This is a genomic window from Paraburkholderia sp. RAU6.4a, assembly GCF_050435625.1.
Classification (GTDB): domain Bacteria; phylum Pseudomonadota; class Gammaproteobacteria; order Burkholderiales; family Burkholderiaceae; genus Paraburkholderia; species Paraburkholderia tuberum.
The window spans coordinates 2,677,821-2,695,041 of record NZ_JBNDKQ010000003.1; the positions used below are offsets into that span (position 1 = coordinate 2,677,821).

At 59.1% G+C, this 17,221-nt stretch carries 15 protein-coding genes and 1 pseudogene; 14 read left to right on the top strand and 2 right to left on the bottom strand.

The features are described 5' to 3' along the window. Window positions 1-18: 18 nt before the first annotated feature. Window positions 19-517 (bottom strand): annotated as a pseudogene (gene pal, locus OKW40_RS36945) (peptidoglycan-associated lipoprotein Pal). A gap of 533 nt (window positions 518-1,050) precedes the next feature. On the opposite strand from pal, the gene OKW40_RS36950 reads away from it, so the two are divergent. The 14 genes from OKW40_RS36950 to OKW40_RS37015 all read left to right on the top strand — a co-directional run bounded on the left by OKW40_RS36950 (window position 1,051) and on the right by OKW40_RS37015 (window position 16,339). Further along, window positions 1,051-1,314: a chloride channel protein gene (locus OKW40_RS36950; RefSeq protein ID WP_429493823.1), complete on the top strand. Its 264-nt coding sequence runs from the start codon at window positions 1,051-1,053 to the stop codon at window positions 1,312-1,314. A gap of 255 nt (window positions 1,315-1,569) precedes the next feature. Beyond that, window positions 1,570-1,956, top strand: coding sequence for a hypothetical protein (locus OKW40_RS36955; RefSeq protein ID WP_184069008.1), 387 nt, complete (start codon window positions 1,570-1,572; stop codon window positions 1,954-1,956). A gap of 531 nt (window positions 1,957-2,487) precedes the next feature. Beyond that, window positions 2,488-3,744 (top strand): ABC transporter substrate-binding protein, encoded by a 1,257-nt coding sequence (locus tag OKW40_RS36960; protein WP_184069005.1) that lies wholly within the window; start codon window positions 2,488-2,490, stop codon window positions 3,742-3,744. Between the two features lie 116 nt (window positions 3,745-3,860). Continuing rightward, entirely contained in the window at window positions 3,861-4,730 is an 870-nt protein-coding gene (locus OKW40_RS36965; protein WP_429353831.1) for a branched-chain amino acid ABC transporter permease, read from the top strand. A 53-nt stretch (window positions 4,731-4,783) separates the two neighbouring features. Further along, a complete protein-coding gene (locus tag OKW40_RS36970) occupies window positions 4,784-5,677 on the top strand; it encodes a branched-chain amino acid ABC transporter permease (protein ID WP_260321477.1) in 894 nt (297 codons plus the stop codon). Further along, window positions 5,674-6,423 carry an ABC transporter ATP-binding protein gene (locus OKW40_RS36975; RefSeq protein ID WP_429353830.1) on the top strand — a complete coding sequence of 250 codons (750 nt, stop codon included), beginning with the start codon at window positions 5,674-5,676 and terminating at the stop codon, window positions 6,421-6,423. The genes OKW40_RS36970 and OKW40_RS36975 overlap by 4 nt, the downstream gene beginning before the upstream one ends. Further along, window positions 6,420-7,148, top strand: coding sequence for an ABC transporter ATP-binding protein (locus OKW40_RS36980; RefSeq protein ID WP_184049842.1), 729 nt, complete (start codon window positions 6,420-6,422; stop codon window positions 7,146-7,148). The genes OKW40_RS36975 and OKW40_RS36980 overlap by 4 nt, the downstream gene beginning before the upstream one ends. Before the next feature lie 244 nt (window positions 7,149-7,392). Then, complete coding sequence (locus tag OKW40_RS36985; protein ID WP_187610277.1) at window positions 7,393-8,994, top strand: APC family permease; 1,602 nt, start codon at window positions 7,393-7,395, stop codon at window positions 8,992-8,994. Window positions 8,995-9,518: 524 nt separating this feature from the next. Beyond that, window positions 9,519-10,250, top strand: a complete 732-nt coding sequence (locus OKW40_RS36990; protein ID WP_429493824.1) for a YfdX family protein — start codon at window positions 9,519-9,521, stop codon at window positions 10,248-10,250. Window positions 10,251-10,625: 375 nt separating this feature from the next. Continuing rightward, a complete protein-coding gene (locus OKW40_RS36995) occupies window positions 10,626-10,949 on the top strand; it encodes a DUF1840 domain-containing protein (protein ID WP_090805945.1) in 324 nt (107 codons plus the stop codon). A gap of 568 nt (window positions 10,950-11,517) precedes the next feature. Next, window positions 11,518-12,681 (top strand): MFS transporter, encoded by a 1,164-nt coding sequence (locus tag OKW40_RS37000; protein ID WP_429353827.1) that lies wholly within the window; start codon window positions 11,518-11,520, stop codon window positions 12,679-12,681. Between the two features lie 95 nt (window positions 12,682-12,776). After that, a complete protein-coding gene (locus OKW40_RS37005; protein WP_184050100.1) occupies window positions 12,777-14,069 on the top strand; it encodes a chloride channel protein in 1,293 nt (430 codons plus the stop codon). Window positions 14,070-14,112: 43 nt separating this feature from the next. Continuing rightward, complete coding sequence (locus OKW40_RS37010; RefSeq protein ID WP_429493825.1) at window positions 14,113-14,772, top strand: hypothetical protein; 660 nt, start codon at window positions 14,113-14,115, stop codon at window positions 14,770-14,772. A gap of 688 nt (window positions 14,773-15,460) precedes the next feature. After that, window positions 15,461-16,339: a DUF4396 domain-containing protein gene (locus tag OKW40_RS37015; protein ID WP_429403194.1), complete on the top strand. Its 879-nt coding sequence runs from the start codon at window positions 15,461-15,463 to the stop codon at window positions 16,337-16,339. A 395-nt stretch (window positions 16,340-16,734) separates the two neighbouring features. Here OKW40_RS37015 and OKW40_RS37020 read toward each other — a convergent pair whose 3' ends face one another. Continuing rightward, a complete protein-coding gene (locus tag OKW40_RS37020; protein ID WP_429493826.1) occupies window positions 16,735-17,145 on the bottom strand; it encodes a hypothetical protein in 411 nt (136 codons plus the stop codon). Window positions 17,146-17,221 lie beyond the last annotated feature (76 nt).

Consider the following 17,221-nt stretch of genomic DNA (forward strand, 5'->3'; position numbering starts at 1 on the left):
GCGTCGTGCGCTGCGCAATTAGCGGTACACCAGGTCGGCGCGGCGATTCTGCGACCACGACGCCTCGTCGTGCCCCAGCGCAACCGGTTTTTCTTTGCCCAGGCTGACGGCTTCCAGTTGAGTCCCGGGCACGCCAAGCGTTTCCAACTCACGCATGACGGCCTGCGAGCGCCGCTCGCCCAGGGCGAGATTGTAATTCGGTGGTGCCGCGCTCGTCGGTGTTGCCCTGTATCAGCACATGCTGGGACGGATGCCGGCGCAGATAGTCCGCATGTGCCTGGAGTAGCGCCTGATAGTCATCCCTGACCGTATAGCTGTCGAAATCGAAATAGATGCTTCGCTTTGCAAGCGGACTGTTGGGATTGTTCAGTTCGTCGATCGTCGAGGGACCGGTACTGAGCGCCGACGCATTGGCAGCCTGGCCGCTCGATGTGACCGTTTGCGGCGTTTTCGTTTCATGACATCCCGCGAGCAGCGCGAGCATCACGAACGTGAGCCGGATCGTGCATTTTTTCATTCTGTCTCCGAGAAAAGTGACGACGTGGAGCAGGGCAGTACGTCGAGGGAAGCGACGTCTTGAAGTCTATGTGGCGTTTGCGTGGTGTGCCTCCGTATTTTCCCAGGCGATGCCGCCATCGGAGCAGCCGCCGTTATCTCGCGAAGGTCATCTGAATGAACTCCTGCCGTGTTCCCCCTTCCTGGCTTTACGAAAAAGGTGCAGGAATCGCTTGAATAAATGTCACAACGTGCTTATTCTAGGGGCTAGTGGTGTGGGACCTGGCGTGCCGATATTGCATGTTATGGCGTATGGTCCGGCAGCAAGCCCACTCGTTTTCAGGCGACAGAAGGCGATTCCCCTCCGCCCAGCTTCACGGCTGGGCTTTTTTTGCGTTGATCCCTATCTGACGTTGAAACCGTCTGCCACTTTCTTCCGCGTCCTGGACAGAAGAACGCTGCAAGATGTTCGGCGGCTTTGGTTCCACTATGGAATCTTCTGGGTGGGCCCGTTGGTCACCGCTCTCGTCGCAGTGCTGGAAGCGCATCTGATTGATGCAGATTGTGACATATTGCGGCGTGCCGACGATCCACGTCGGCGCATCGCTGATGCTTAACGTGCGGCACTTCCATCCCGCGCGATTTCGGACCATCCGCGGCGTCGATCTCGAGCACAGGCTCGCGTTCGCCGGCGCCCCCGCAGGTCTGTCGGCGGCGTTCAATGCGCCGCTTGTGAACGCGGTCTTTGCCATCAAGGAATTGACCCGCAGCTTCGACGCACGCATGAGCGGCGTGATCATTACGGCGCAATCGAAGTAGGCAATTACATGCCCGGTCTGCTCGCCGTCGCGGTGCTGCTGATCGGCGTCATCTCCGGGTTGGCAAGGCCTTCGTGATTGTCATCGCGATGATCAATAGGGAGCACCGGGTGCGGGATCCATCGGTGCGCTGCACTCGCAGATAGGGAGTAAACACAGATTTATTTGGCAGAGGCGACCCGCTATCATGCAGCGACTGTGCCGTGAGGCGGCAAGTTCCAAACGTCTGAATTCTGAAGTGACACAGCGATCATTCATGAAGTCTGCGCCAGACTCATCAAAACTCCTTCGCAAGCTCACCAAGGCCGTGCTGTTGGTCGCGACAGCCATTTGCGGCAGCGTGAACGCGATGACAGGTGATCGTATGCTGGACGAGTTAGTGCCGCTGGATTCCTCTGGTCCATGGGCCAAGATGAGGTCTTCGAGCAGAGGCTCGACCTCTGAGGCAGTATCCTCTCCAACGACACCATGGTATCCGGAGCGCGCCGATCCGTATTCCCGGTCTTCTTTGGCGGACATATCGCTGGCAGCGCACGGCGAAATCCTGGCGTTTGACGATGCGTACACGCCGTCACGTAATGCGTTTGGCGCAGGAAGTTTCGCACTCAGCGCGTTGGGTTTCGGGGCTTCGAGCCTCGATTAATCATCTCGATCGCGGTAGCGAGGGCCGTGGCTCGTCTTGCCTGATTGTGGAGGGGAACTCACCCATTCGAAATCGGCCATCTCTGTAACGGACGCCGCGCACGAAACGCCGATGTGGTCCCACAATTTTGCCTTCGCTTTGGCGCAATCTTTGACAAGCGAATCGGTTGCGAGCGCGACCACTACCTACGATGCTGCCAGATCTCCCAACACCCGGCGCGAGCATCGGGGTTGTTCCAGATGCCCCAATGGAGGAAGGGTTCTTCAGAGTGGAGGTTTTCCCGAGTCTCTTTCATGCGCATCCCGGGACATTTACTGAAGCGCTTTACCCGCGCACCGCACCGGTGTGCGTTGAATCACCGCGATAGACCGGCTGGCACTCAGAGGTTTCGTTACGTCTCATGGAATTATGTCATATCGTGCACTAACATTTGATATGCGTTGGAAATCCGAAGCGTAGAAATCGGACCCAGCTTTCCCAGGAGGAGAGCGCGAGCATTGCTCGGACGTGTCCATTCTGTGGGAGACCGAAATGGGAAGACTATCGACCGCGGGCCGACGGCATCGCCGGCTCGTACTGAAGGCTGCTGCCGCAGCCGGAATTGCGCAGATCGGCGCACCCTTCATCATCAAGGCGCGCGGAGAGGTTCCAATCAAATTCGGGCTCGACGATCCGTTGACAGGTACCTATGCCGAACTCGGCAAGAACGAGCAAATGGGTTGCGAATACGCGATCGATCAGATCAATGCGCGCGGGGGCATATTGGGTCGTCCGGTTCAGCTCATCGTGGAGGATTCCACCAGCGCGGATACTGGCGCTGCTGTACAGAAGGCGCGCAAGCTGATCGAACGTGACAAGGTGGACTTCCTGCTTGGCAATGTCAACTCGGCCATGGCGCTTGCGATCGGGCAGGTTTCAAACGAATTGAAAACACTGCATATCGTGACGGGTGGGCATACCGACGCCGTGACCGGTACAGATTGTCACTGGAACGTCTTTCGGGTCTGCAATACGACGAGGATGGAAACCAACTCGGTATCGAAGGTCCTGTTCGACCGGTACGGAAAAAAATGGTTTTTCATCACCCCCGATTACGCATTTGGCCACACCTTGCAACTCGGCTTCGAGGCGAGCCTGAAGAAGTTCGGAGGGGTGGAGGCTGGAGCCGCGTTGGCGCCGCTTGGCACCACCGACTATTCGTCATATTTGATCAAGGCGCAGGCTGCCGATCCTGACGTCATCCTGTTTCTTACCGCAGGTCAGGATGCTGTCAATTCGCTTAAGCAGGCGGTGCAGTTCGGCCTTAACAAGCGTTTCCACATCGCCGGGGCGCAGCAGGAACTGGAGGTGCTCGAGGGCTTGCCGCCGGATGCGCGAATCGGTACGTGGGTATTCGAATGGTACTGGGACCAGCCCAACGTACCCCACGTAGCGGAATACGTGGCCGGCATCCGTAAGAAGGCCGGGAGAGTGCCGACTGCCAGACACTGGTTCGGGCACGTCGCTGTCAATAGCGTTGCACTCGTCGCTAATCAGGAGAAGACGCTTGACGCGGTGAAACTGGCACGGGCGCTCGAAGGCTTCAAGTTGCCGCCGGACGTAGGGCTGATGCCGGACACACCGTTCTATCGGGCCGGCAACCATCAGCTCATGCCGGATCTCTATGTGGGACATGCGGTAGCGCAGGGACCTAGACCTGATGATCTATTCCACGTCGATCAGCTGGTAAAGGGCATCGACGCGGCGCTGCCGGTCGGCGAAACCGGCTGCCGTCTGACATGGGCATGACCGGTTCGGGGAGCCAGACAGGGGGCTGAGTGCCTAATGATGTCGCGCTGCCGCAACGGCCGCGCGACCGATGAGCCGGGACATCGGAAGCGGACGTCGGCAGCACAGGTAACGGTATGACGCAACTGATCCTGTTCAACGTTTTCAACGGTATCGTCATTGGCGCGTTTTACGCGCTGATGGCGCTTGGCCTGTCGCTGATCCTGAATCTGAGCGGTGTCATCAACTTCGCGCACGGCGGATTCCTGGCAATCGGCGCTTACCTCGCCTACACGATCATGCCGTATGTCGGCTTTTGGGCGGCGCTTGTTATTGCACCCTTGCTGACGGCTGCTCTCGGACTGCTGATCGAGCGGGTACTGATTCGCCGGCTGTATGGAAGAGATCCCCTATACAGTCTGCTGCTCACGTTCGGGCTCGCGTTTCTGCTGCAGGACGGTAGCCGCTATATCTGGGGGCCTCAGACATTGCCATACCAGATTCCGGACGCGCTGAACCAGCCATTGACGTCCTCGTTCTTCTTTCTAACGGGCTATCGTGTGTTCATGGTCGTTCTGGTTGTGATCGTCGTGGCGGCGCTCTTCATGTTCCTGAAGTTCACTCGATCCGGCATTCGTATCCGCGCTGGTGTCGGAGACCTCGAAACGGTCGCGACACTGGGCGTGAATGTACGGTGGCTTCGCAGCATGAATTTCGGCCTCGGCATCTTTCTCGCGGGGCTGGCTGGCGTACTGGCAGCCGGCATGCTCGGACTGCAACCGACAATCGGGGATTCGCTCATCATGCCGAGTTTCGTTGCGATCATCGTCGGGGGACTGGGCAGCCTGCCGGGTACGCTGCTCGGCGGCATTCTCATTGGCGTCGCTTCTGGCCTGACTTCTGTCTTTTTCCCGTCCGCGACCGAAGCGGTGATTTACGTCCTGATGGGTCTAGTGCTGCTCGTACGTCCGCGCGGACTGCTGGGTGAGGAAGGGAGGGTCCAGTGAGATCATCACTGCAACTCGCGGGGGATGCGGCGGTCTGGCTGGCGCTCGCAGCCATGCCGTACTGGATCACCTGGCTCGGCGGCTATACGGCACTTGGTACACGCGTAGTAGTGATGGCATTGGCGGCGATGGCGCTCAATTTTCTACTCGGTTTTACTGGCGTGTTGTCGTTCGGTCACGCGGCATATTTTGGTCTCGGCGCGTATGGCGTTGGTATGACGATCCGTTATCTGGTGCCGAATACGCCGCTTGGTATCGTCATTGGGGTCGCGGCCGGCACGCTGGCGGCGGCGCTCATCGGCGCGCTGATTGCCAGGCTTCGGGGCGTGTATTTCGCGATGGCGACGATCGCATTCGGCCAGGTGTTCTACTTCGTCGCCTTTCGCTGGAACGCCGTGACTGGCGGCGACGATGGACTCTCCGGATGGCATCGCATGCCTCTCCACTTTGGCCAGCAGAGAATCGACATTCTTGGCAACAGCACCGTGTTTTACTATTTCGTTCTGCTTTGCTTTGCCGTGTCGGTTGGCGTCATGACTGCGCTGTTGCGCTCTCCGTTTGGCCGTACGCTTCTGGCGATACGCGAGAACGAAAAACGGGCGCGCTTCCTGGGGCTGCCGGTGGAGCAGCATATCTGGCTGTCGTTCGTGATCTCCTGCTTTTTCGTGAGTTTTGCCGGTACCTTGTACGCGCTGCTCAACAACTTCGCCGATCCGCATGATCTGCGGTGGGACCAGTCAGGCGATTTTGTGATCATGGCCGTGCTGGGGGGAATGCGCTCGTTGTGGGGACCGCTGATCGGCGCGGCCGTCTTCGTGCTGGTTCAGGATTACATCTCCACACGGACTGAGAACTGGATGTCGTTTATCGGCCTGCTGTTCATCCTCGTCGTTCTGTTCTTTCCCCGTGGCGTGCTGGGCATCCGGACGGGCGGGGGGCGTTCATGAGCCTGCTCGTAGTCGATCACGTATCTCACCGGTTCGGCAATCTTCGCGCGGTTAGCGATGTTTGCCTGACTGTGGAAGCCGGTGAGCTTCGCGCGGTAATTGGACCTAACGGTGCAGGAAAGACGACGTTCTTCAATCTGATCAGTGGGTTCTTTCCGCCTACGTCGGGGCGTATCGTGTTCGACGGACGCGACGTGACCCGGCTTGCGCCTCATCGCCGCGTTGCCATGGGAATGGCGCGGACTTTCCAGATTACGGAAGTTTTTCCTGAGTTGTCCGTTCGCGATAATCTGCGGATTCCGGTCGAACTTCGGGCCGGGCACAGGCTCTCGCCGTGGCTATCGAGGGCGGCGCGCGCGACCGTCAACCAGCGGCTGGAAGAATTGCTCGTGCTCGGCGGACTCGAGCAGCGTGCGCGCCGGTTGGTGGGTGAACTGTCGCTTGGCGACCAGCGAGCCACGGAAATCATCATGTCGCTCGCACTCGAACCCAGGCTCCTGCTCCTCGACGAACCGACCGCGGGGATGGGAGATCAGGAAACCTACGACGTGACGCAACTGATACGACGCCTGCACCGCGATCGATCGCTGACGATGATTCTGATCGAGCACGACATGCGCGTCATCTTCCAGCTGGCACAGCGCATCATGGTGCTCGCCGAAGGCAGGATTCTGGCAGAAGGAACGCCCGAAGAAATCTCCGGCAATCAAGCCGTGCAAGCAGCCTATCTGGGAACAGCAAAATGAGTGCCCTGGTTGCCGAGGGACTGCAGACCTGGTACGGCAAGAGCCACATTCTGCATGGCGTATCGGTGGACGTTGACGACGGCCAGATTGTCGCCCTGGTAGGGCGCAACGGCGCCGGCAAGACGACAACCATGCGAAGCCTGATGGGATTGACCCGGCCACGCGCGGGAAGGGTGAACATTCTAGGCCGCGAAACGACCGGCTGGCCGCCAGACCGGGTCGCGGCGCTCGGTGTCGGATATGTGCCGGAGGGTAGGCGCATATTCGCGGGTCTCAGCGTGGAAGAAAATCTGCTTGTGCCCAACGGGCGCACCGGTCCTTGGACTATCGCGCGGGTGTTTGAGCTTTTTCCCCGGTTACGCGAGCGTCGGAACAGCAAGGGCCGGCAACTCTCCGGAGGGGAGCAGGAAATGCTCGCGATCGCACGCGGCCTGCTGCTCAACCCACGCGTACTGCTTCTCGATGAGCCGTCTCAAGGTCTCGCACCGCTGATGGTGCAGGAAGTGTTTGATGTGATCGTCAGAATGCGCGCCGAAGGCATGTCGGTGCTTCTGGTTGAGCAGAACGTTCGAGCGGCTGTCGAGATTGCCGACGCGGCTTGCGTGCTGGACGATGGTCGGGTCGTTTTTTCCGGATCCGCGCGAGAACTTGCGCGCGACGAAGCTCGTGTGCGTACTCTGGCCGGGGCCAGTGCGAGCGATTGGCGCATGCTCGACGATGCTTGAATCGCATGAAGCCATGCCACGAATTTGAAATGGCACAGTGTGAACTAACGCTCGTCGAGGCGCACAGGCATTTCCAAGCCCTTTAATTGTTGCTTCGGTTCACGGCGGGAATTTTATCGCCGTCTTTGCGGTCGAAGCGTTCAGGGTGAGCCGTTCATGTATGACGGTGCGCGGATGCGCACCGCCTCTTTCGCGCAACGCCGGTTCAAAGCCGAACTTCGGGGCAGGCGCAAGGAGACCAGAAATGAGCACGATTTCCGACCTGACGCTATCGGGCAAACTGCGTCGCGATGCTGGGATAGTGGGGTTGCTGTTCGCAAGCACCACTAGCATGATTGGTTCAGGGTGGCTGTTCGGCGCCTACCATGCATCGAGAATAGCCGGTCCGTTGAGCATAGGCAGTTGGGCGCTTGGCGCTGTCATCATCATGCTGATTGCGCTATGTTTCGCGGAGCTTGCCGCCGTTTTTCCTCGTAGTGGGGCGCTGGTTCATATGAGCCACGCGAGCCATGGCGACGGACTTGGAAGGTTGTGGTGCTGGCTGCTCTTCCTCGCCTATGTCCCGGTGCCTGCAGTCGAAGCCGAAGCAATCGTCACTTATGCAAGCAACTATCTGCCATGGCTGATCCGTCCTGGCTCCGCCGGCGTGCTGAGTTTGGCGGGCTTCTTCGTGTGCGCCGGTTTGCTCGGAATAACCGCGCTGCTGAATCTGATGGTGATCAGATGGCTGCTCAACGTCAATTCAACCATTACGTGGTGGAAAATTCTGGTGCCGATACTGACCATCGTTGGCTTGATGGCAGCGAGCACCCACTGGGATGTCGTGCGTGCGGCGCCTGACACCTACAAGCTCTCCGGCATGTTCACGGCACTTCCCGCAGCAGGTATCGTTTTCAGCTATTTGGGCTTCCGTACTGCGATCGACCTCGGCGGCGAAACGGCCAATCCACATCGCGACATTCCGCTAGCCGTGATTGGCTCGGTCGTGCTCGCTGCAGTGGTTTACATCATGTTGCAAGTGGCCTTTATCTGGGCGCTGTCGCCGGTCGATCTCGCGCACGGATGGGCACACCTCAGCTTCAAGGGGGAAATGGGACCGTTCGCTGGACTTGCCGCGACGCTCGGGCTCGGCTGGATGGCGACGCTTCTCTATATCGACGCCTATATATCGCCTGGAGGCACGGGGCTGATGTATGTAACCGGCGGATCGCGCGTCCTCTTTGCTACGGGCGAAATGGAGGCAGGTCCCCGCGTGCTGACAAAGCTGAACCGCAACAAGGTGCCATGGCTGGCGGTTCTCGTGATGTGGGTGGTTGGCACCATTTTCCTGCTGCCGTTTCCTGCATGGCAGAAGATGGTCGACTACATTACTTCGGTTACGGTGCTGACATATGGTCTTGGTCCGGTCGCGTTGCTGGTGTTGCGCCGTAACCTTCCGGAACTGCATCGTCCATTTCGCATGTGGGCCGCGCCCGTGCTGGCGCCAGTCGCATTTATCTGCAGCAACCTCGTAATATATTGGACTGGCTTTGCAACGAACACCTTTCTGTTTGCGCTGGTGGCGATCGGTTTCGTACTCTACGCGGCGTACTACCACATCGTCTTGCGCAAAGCTGCGAAAGACTTCGGCTGGAACAACATTGCGTGGCTGTTGCCGTGGTTTGGGGGCATCTGGTTATTGTCGTGGCTCGGCGGCGTCGGTGGCGGACTCGGTGTGATCGGATTCGGTTGGGACATTCTTCTAGTGGCGCTCTGGAGCGTGATCGTAATGAGGCTCGCAATGCGCTGCGCGTTGGGCGTCGAGCAGACGCGAGCAATGATGGAGCGAATGGACGCGACGAGTTGACTGGCAACGCCATCGTTCAGCGAGGGAGGAGTCAACGGAAGCTCTATCCGTTAGCGGGGCGCTTGAAGGGACTACCCGAGTACCCGCCTGAACTGCAAGCCAGACTTCCAACGGTGAGATCTGGTCAGGGAGTCGCGCTTATGAAATGAGCGGCGATCGAGCAAGACTTGTCTAACCGGAAGCGAAGGGCAGAATGAGCGCCCTCTAACGCCGATGATCACGAGTATGTGCGATGAACCTGACGTCATTGCGCATCAGAAGCGGCAGTGGTCCCTTCGCGCTGCTACCACATCATGCGAACGCTAACTGGCGAGGTCCGGTTCTTCGCACTACCCAGTGCTGCCGCCTTGCGTTCGGATGGCTCCTTCTTAAGCGTCCTTTAAGCACCACGGCCTAGCTTTAAAGCGTCAACTGTTCGAAGTTCAAGCCCTGTGAAAGTCTCGCATGCCATATGCGCCGCCGATGTGAGCGCGCAAAGCCGCATGCGACGTCTGGAACTGGACACTCGCTAAGGAGAATGAACCATGAAAAGGCATCAGGTTATCGCTGTCATGTGCGCGTTGCTCTCCGCCGCCTATTGTGGTGCGACCGTGCAGGCCGCCGAGTCCCCGCGGGCCGTCGCGTCGGACATGGGCAAAGTCTCGGGGAAAGGAAACGAGGCCTTCCAGCAGATCGAACTTGCGCGGCTCGCAATCTTCAACGGTAACGGTTCGGAGGCCGCCACGCTTGTAAAAGCCGCCCAGAAATCACTGCAGGAAGCGCAGGCTGACAATACTGCTTTTACCAAGGCTGAAAAAGACTTGAAACTTCCACCCACGGCTTCCAGCGCGCCGCATGTCCAAGCGGACGTCGCTCGCGCTTCGCAGGAGCTGACGTGGCTTCCAGTTGGCGCTGACGTAACTATCACCGACAATCTCGCCCAGTCTTCCGAGAAATCCAAAGCGGTGGCATCCGCGAATGAGCACATCAAGCAAGGTCAGCGGGATCAGGCGCTCAACGCCCTGAAGGTCGCGAATATTAACGTTGCCTACACCATGGAACTCGTTCCGCTAAAACTGGTGATCGCGGACGTCAATGACGCTGCGAGGCTGATCTCTCATCACCAGTACTATCAAGCAAATGACGCCCTCCGGCAGGCGGTGGCGAGCGTGCGGTATGACTGGGTCGACCTGGACGCCATTCCTCAGCACGCACAAACCGCACAAATGGCTTCGAAGCCTGCCGAGCATCCCGCCTCGTCCGCGAGCGCACGATGAATCTGTCCGCGATGCCAAAGCGTCCCTGGCGGTACAGAGGGACAATTTAGCCTTAGCTTATTCTGGAGGGTCATCACGCCCCCAAAGAGCAGTCGATCATGGCATTTATTGCCTCCGCTTATGCCACAACACAACGAACGTCGTGCGCAGCCAATGAGCGCTGCCCGCGAGTCAGATTCATGTCGACCTGCCTGCGCGCCGGTAGTGTATGGTCCGCGCATCTGATCTTTATATAGCACAATGTGACACATTGGCCTACACTTTGGATATCGAGATTAGCGCAAGCCTCGTTGCTGGTTATAAGCGTCGATTGCATCAGGCGGCCGTTTCGGCGGCCGTCGCAACGGCACAGTTGTCCTTCGCGGAGAGGTCTGTATGCTTGTTACGTTCAAGTGCCGTTCAACTCCGGACGTCGTCATGCTGCGGAACCTCGCGGAATATCTCCTCGCAGCCATTGGTAAGCAAGTCGCCACTCGTGGCGTCATCAGCCACGACGAACTGGGTACGGTGATAACGCGGCTTGAACGCGCTATCGAAGATCAGGCACGCACTGAATTAGCCCTCAACGTCCTCCATCACGTGCCGAACGACCATAGTTCAAACAGTGCGGCCGCGACCGTCGAACATCGCGCCTGGCCATTGCTCGACATGATGCGCGAGGCCCATCGCCATGGCGACGATATTCTCTGGGGTATTTAGACCGTTGGAGCGCTGAGGTGCCGGCGCATGTCTTCGTTATCGCGAGACAGCGCCGATGCCGTTGTCAGCGCAAGGGCGTTCCAGGGGATAGACGCGATAAGTCTGCAGATGCGACCTGACGTTCAAAGGATCATCGTCGCCACGCGCATCGAACCCGGCGCCGACGCATCATTTATTAGCGACCTGCCGCATCGGACCAATAATTCTCGACATGTCGCGAAGCGAAATGATTGCGATCCGACGTAATCTGCGCGAGCGGTAAATCGCGCGTGCCCATCGGCGTGCCGGCGGCGGTGCCGCGCGCGACACGAGCGAGGGCTCATGGGCCGGGTTTTAAGTTTCGTTTAAGTTTTCGCGTCTAAATTCTGACAAATGTCATGTCGTGCCATAATATTGCACCAGGCTTTCAGCGGGTGCGGCGCGGAATCGCGTGACTTCGACGTGTCCTCAGCTTGCCGGTCAAGCACGTCCGACTGCAGCATCGGCAGCTATCTTCACCCAGCGACTGCTGGGTTTTTTTTTACACGATATGAGCGCAACTTCCACATCGGCCACTTCCCGCTCGCGCATGAGTGCGCTCGAACTGCGAGCGACGCTGTCGCTCGCAGCGATCTTTGCACTGCGCATGCTCGGTCTGTTCATGATCATGCCGGTGTTTTCGGTGTATGCGAAAACCATTCCCGGCGGCGACAATCTCCTGCTGGTCGGCATCGCGCTGGGGGCGTACGGCGTCACTCAATCGCTTTTCTATATCTTCTACGGCTGGGTTTCCGACAAGGTTGGCCGCAAGCCAGTTATCGCGACGGGTCTCGTAATATTTGCGATCGGCAGCTTCGTCGCCGCGGGGGCGCACGATATTGTGTGGATAATCGTCGGTCGCGTGATCCAGGGAATGGGCGCCGTTTCCTCCGCGGTGCTCGCTTTTATTGCCGACCTCACTGCCGAGCAGCACCGCACAAAAGCAATGGCGATGGTGGGTGCCTCGATCGGCATTTCTTTTGCGGTGGCGATCGTGGGTGCGCCTCTGGTGTTCCACTGGCTCGGGATGAGCGGCCTGTTCTCGCTGGTCGGCGCGCTCTCGATTCTCGCGGTGGGCGTCGTGATCTGGGTCGTGCCGGATTCGCCGAACCGGCCCGTCCACTTGCGGGCGCCATTTGCCGAAGTGCTCCACAACGTCGAGCTGCTGCGCCTGAACTTCGGCGTGCTCGTACTGCACGCCACGCAAACGGCGCTGTTCCTTGTGGTGCCTCGCCTGCTCGTCGACGCAGGGCTGCCGGTCTCGTTGCACTGGAAGGTCTATCTGCCGGTCATGGGTATTGCGTTCGTCATGATGGTGCCGGCCATCATTGCCGCGGAGAAGCGGGGGAAAATGAAGGCCGTGGTCGTCTCTGCAATCGGTCTGATCCTCATTGGCCAGCTATTGCTTGGCTCGCTCGAACATACACTCGTTATCGTGCCCGCCGTCCTGTTCGTGTATTTCCTCGGCTTTAACATCCTCGAAGCGTCGCAGCCCTCGCTCGTCTCGAAGCTCGCGCCGGGCGATCGGAAGGGTGCGGCCACGGGCGTATACAACACCACGCAGTCGATCGGCCTTGCCCTCGGCGGCGTGGTTGGCGGCTGGCTTCTAAAACACAATGGCGCGAACGCGGTGTTTTACGCGTGCTCCGGGCTCGTATTGTGCTGGCTCGCAATCGCGTTCAATATGAAGGTTCCGTCACCGCGGAAAGCCTGAGTCGCGCTTCTGGCGCGAAATGCAGCCGGTGAGGGCGTCGCCGGAGAAAACCTAGAAGAAAAACAGGGGAACAGATCGTGCGCATTCTCGCGCTGATGGACCGTCGAAAGCTGCAGCGCATCAACCGGTTATGGCTCCACTATGGCGTGTTCTGGTTGGGGGCGATCGCCGTAGGCCTGGTCGCGGTGCTTTACGCGAAGCTGATCGATTTCGGCTACGCGGTATTCCTTCGCTATGCGGCTGACCGGTTCTGGCTGCCTCTGATCGTGGCGCCCGCAACCGGCGCCGTTACGGTGTGGCTTACACGGCGCTTCTTTGACGGTTCCGAGGGCAGCGGTATCCCCCAGGTGATCGCCATGCTGCACGGGCCGAACGAACTCGGGCCACGGCTGCTTACACTGCGTATTCTCGTTGGAAAGATTCTGGTCTCGTTCCTGGCCCTGCTCGGTGGCTTTACCATCGGCCGCGAAGGTCCGACCATTCATGTTGGCGCCGCCCTGATGTTCAGCCTGAGGCGCTTTTACCCGAGGCGTTTTCTGGCGATCCGGCCGGGCGTGCTGGAGCGCAGACTCGCGCTCGCGGGTGCGGCCGCCGGTTTGTCGGCGGCATTCAATGCTCCGCTCGCAGGCGTGGTGTTCGCCATTGAGGAACTCATGCGCAGCTTCGAGGAGCGCGCGAGCGGCGTGCTGATCACGGCAATCATCTTCGCTGGCGTCGTTTCACTTGGGCTTCAGGGAAACTATGTGTATTTCGGCACGATCGATATCGGGTCGGGATTGCCCCGATGGATTAGCCTCGCCGTAGTGCTGATCGGTGTCCTTGCGGGCGCGCTAGGGGGATGCTTCTGCTGGCTGTTGCTCAACACGAAGCGCTGGATGCCCGAAGTTCTGCTCGAACTGCGCGTGAAGCGGCCTGTGCTATTCGGCGCGCTATGCGGCCTGGTCATTGCGGTCGTCGGCGTGAGCGCCAATGGCCATACATTTGGCAGCGGCTATGCCGAAGCGCGGAGCATGCTGGAAGGCAGCGCGCATGTCAGCGCGGCATACCCGCTCCTGAAGATGGTCTCGATGGTGGGGTCGTATCTGCCAGGCGCGCCCGGAGGCCTGTTCGCCCCGTCGCTCGCGATCGGGGCTGGCATCGGCAATACGGTTCACATGGCGTTCTCGCAGATCCAGCTTCCGATGCTCATCGCGCTCGGCATGGTCGGCTATCTGGCGGCGGTCACCCAGAGCCCAATCACGGCGTTCGTGATCGTCATCGAGATGATCAACGGGCACGCGCTCGTTATCTCGCTGATGGCCACGGCGCTCATCGCGAGTCGCGTCTCGCGCTTTTTTGCGCCACCGCTGTACGAGGCGCTCTCGGAGCGTTATCTGCGCAAGCCGTGAGGCAAAGGCGACGGTAGGTCGAACAGACATCGACGGAGTTCATATGGGGATCGCAGACAGAATCGAAAAGCGTCTATTGGGCATGGCGCGCGTGCTATGTCTGATCGCGCTAGTTGGCGCCATCCTGGCGATGATCGCATTAATGTTTGCGCTTGGCGTTCCGAGGACGGCAGCTGTTATCACAGATCCGCCCGTCAGCGCGAGCGAGGTACTCTCTTCGATAGCGGGTTCGGAGGCGGCCAACGACGGTCTGAAGATCGGCAGCGCGTACGGCAACGCCATGGCGGATGTCGCTGGCGCCGCGGGATTAATTATCCCCGCTCCGCTTAATGCCCTGTTGAACCAGAATAATGCAAGCCAACCGCTGCTCAAGGCGTGGCTCGAGCGTATTCCCCAAGCCGACCGACAGCAGTTCCTGGATGAACTGTCCGACGTCGTTGCGGCTGCCGGGCAGCACGCTGCTACGTGGGAATGGGACAACCGCGAGCGGTATGTTGCAGCGGCCATGGATCAGTATGCCCGTGTCAAGATTGGGCGGATTGATGCGGCCCAAAGCGCCGTTCAGGCGGCAGAGGGCAAAAACGCTCAGTTCGGTTCGTCGCTGGGAATTCTTCTCGCGTTGACAGGTTTCCTGACTTTGCTGCTACTGCTCACAGCGATCGAACGCAATACGCGTAATAGCGCGGTGAAAAGACAGGAATGAGCTGGCGCGACTTGAGATGGGATGCCGATGTAAGGTGTTTTCTGTTGCACCAACTGTTCTGAACCGGCGCGACCTCTCGCCACTCGCACAGCGCGGGCCGGAGACGCACGCCGGATTAAAGTCGAGACAGGTGGCGCGGTCGCTCCTCTGACGGCAGAGTCGATCGCTCGACCTGCTGGTTTGATCTGTCGGAGCGTTTCGGAGGCCGCGCCAACGCGAGGCCAAACTCACTTCTTGTGATTCTGACCGATGGCCCGGGCAACGTGCCGAGCGGGAGATCACCGCGAACAGGAGCCTATCTGCAGAGCAGTCCCTGGGTAGATAAGGGTCCAGGTTTGCATCGCGAAGCTCGCGCAACTTACAGCTGTGCAGCCGTTAGCTTCGGGCGGCGCGCTGGCATGTGCGTCGCAGCACCGCAATGGGCACGTCGTGCGACGCAGGGTTCAGAGAAGGTCGGTTTCACAGAAACGATTGGAAAAACCCGATGGGCAATTGCGGAGGGCTATCTGATTGACGTTACGTGGTCAGAGCGCTGTCATCGTCGCTACTCTCTGATCGTCTTTTTCGCGCGCGGCGAAATATTGTCCGAGCTGCCCAGGATCGGCACGTTTCCCATGCGTTAAGCCTACATCGGTCGACGTTACAAGTGTTCACGACAAACGGTCCACGACAAACGACGTGCTTAACGATGCATCGCGACCGTTCGGTTGACGCGCAATCTCGCTTGGTCATCAGGAGACCCGTAACCGGGCGTCTGCCCGAATCGAGCCGTTGTTCATCAGCCAATCTTGCAGAGCCGGAACGGCAGTTGCTCTTCTGTGCGCTATCGGTGCAAAGCCTTTCAAGACCAACGATGACTTACGGTACTTTTCCAGCGTGGCTCCATAGTCTGTCAATCACCTGGATTGTGTTAGGCGTGGTGTGTGCCGCCATCATTGTGACTGACGAGGTAAGACATCCGCAGAAGATGTGGATCATGAGCCTGGTTTGGCCGCTGACCACGCTATTCGGCACAGTTCTCTGGCTTGCTGCCTATTATGCATGGGGACGCAACGTGCTCGCCGCCGAAGCTGGCGATAAAACGCAACCGTTCACAGTGATCGTGATGAAAGGCACTAGTCATTGCGGCGCTGGTTGCACACTCGGCGACATTGTCGTCGAATGGTCAGCGTTTGCGTTTCCAGGGTTGGCGGTGTGGTTCGGATGGCACAGCGTATTCAACGAGAAAACTTTTGCCGTCTGGATCCCAGACTTCATGATCGCCTTTCTGCTAGGAATCGGTTTTCAGTACTTCACCATCAAGCCGATGCGCGACCTGTCAATTGGACAGGGCGTGATCGCTGCAGTCAAAGCGGATATTGCCTCGATAACCGCGTGGCAGATTGGCATGTATGGAGCAATGGCGACCATTCAGTTCTTATGGTTCAAGCCGGTTTTTGGCGGCATCGCGAACGTGACAAGTTCGGAGTTCTGGTTCGCCATGCAGATCGCCATGCTCGCGGGCTTCGTAACGAGCTACCCTGTGAACTGGTGGCTGATTCGTTCCGGTGTGAAGGAGAAGATGTAGACCAAACCCTCAGCGAAAAGGGCGCTGATGGCGACAGGCAAAATCGCAACTGACGTGAAGGCGGTCCCACAGGATGTGCGGCGATTGGATACTAGCTGCGTCCCAAACGCGTTCACCCGGACAAAACGTGCATTGTGATGGATGCCGGATGACCGTAGTAATCTGGACCTCACCCCCAATACAACCAACGTGCGACTTCACGCGCTCGTGAGTCCGCGGAGACGGGCAGGCGTCGAACAAACCTCAAGACCACCCGCCGGCCGACTCAGTTAGGCAAGTGGCGTGGTTGTACCTTAAAAGTCGTCGTTGTGGTCAGAGAAGCTCGAACCGTGGCTCAGGGTTGATCGCGTTGAAAAAGGCCGTGACCCGACTGTATCGCTGACGGTATCAACCTCTCAGTCAGTGGTCCGGCGTAAGCGTTGGCGTAGGTTGGTACGAGAAAGCTCGCCCGGCTCACTATTTCGACGAGAACGAGTAAACCGGCTCGATAAGCGGGTTGGTGGCGGCTTGCGGCGCGGTGCTTGCCACCAGGCCGGCACCTTCAGCGCCGCTTGACCCGCCCGCGGCTCACGACTGAGAACCTGGAACACGCCGAAATCGTCATTGCTGTCGGGAATCGCGGCGAGCAGGTTGGCAAGCGCGCGCCAGCCCATGAAGCTCGATAGCCTTATCGCTATGCGCAGCCAGCGCTCGGCGCGTGAGCTCGGGCGCGTTGACGGTGTTGACGCTACGCACTGCATCCGTCGCATTGCGTTTTTCGTTGATCTGGCGTCGATCGATGCGCGAAGCAACGGGCAGGACTGCATGCTGTCTCTCCAGTGTTGAACGCCTTCGACGCTGTTCGCGCCGCGCCACGCCGTCCGCTTGCCCTACATCCACGCG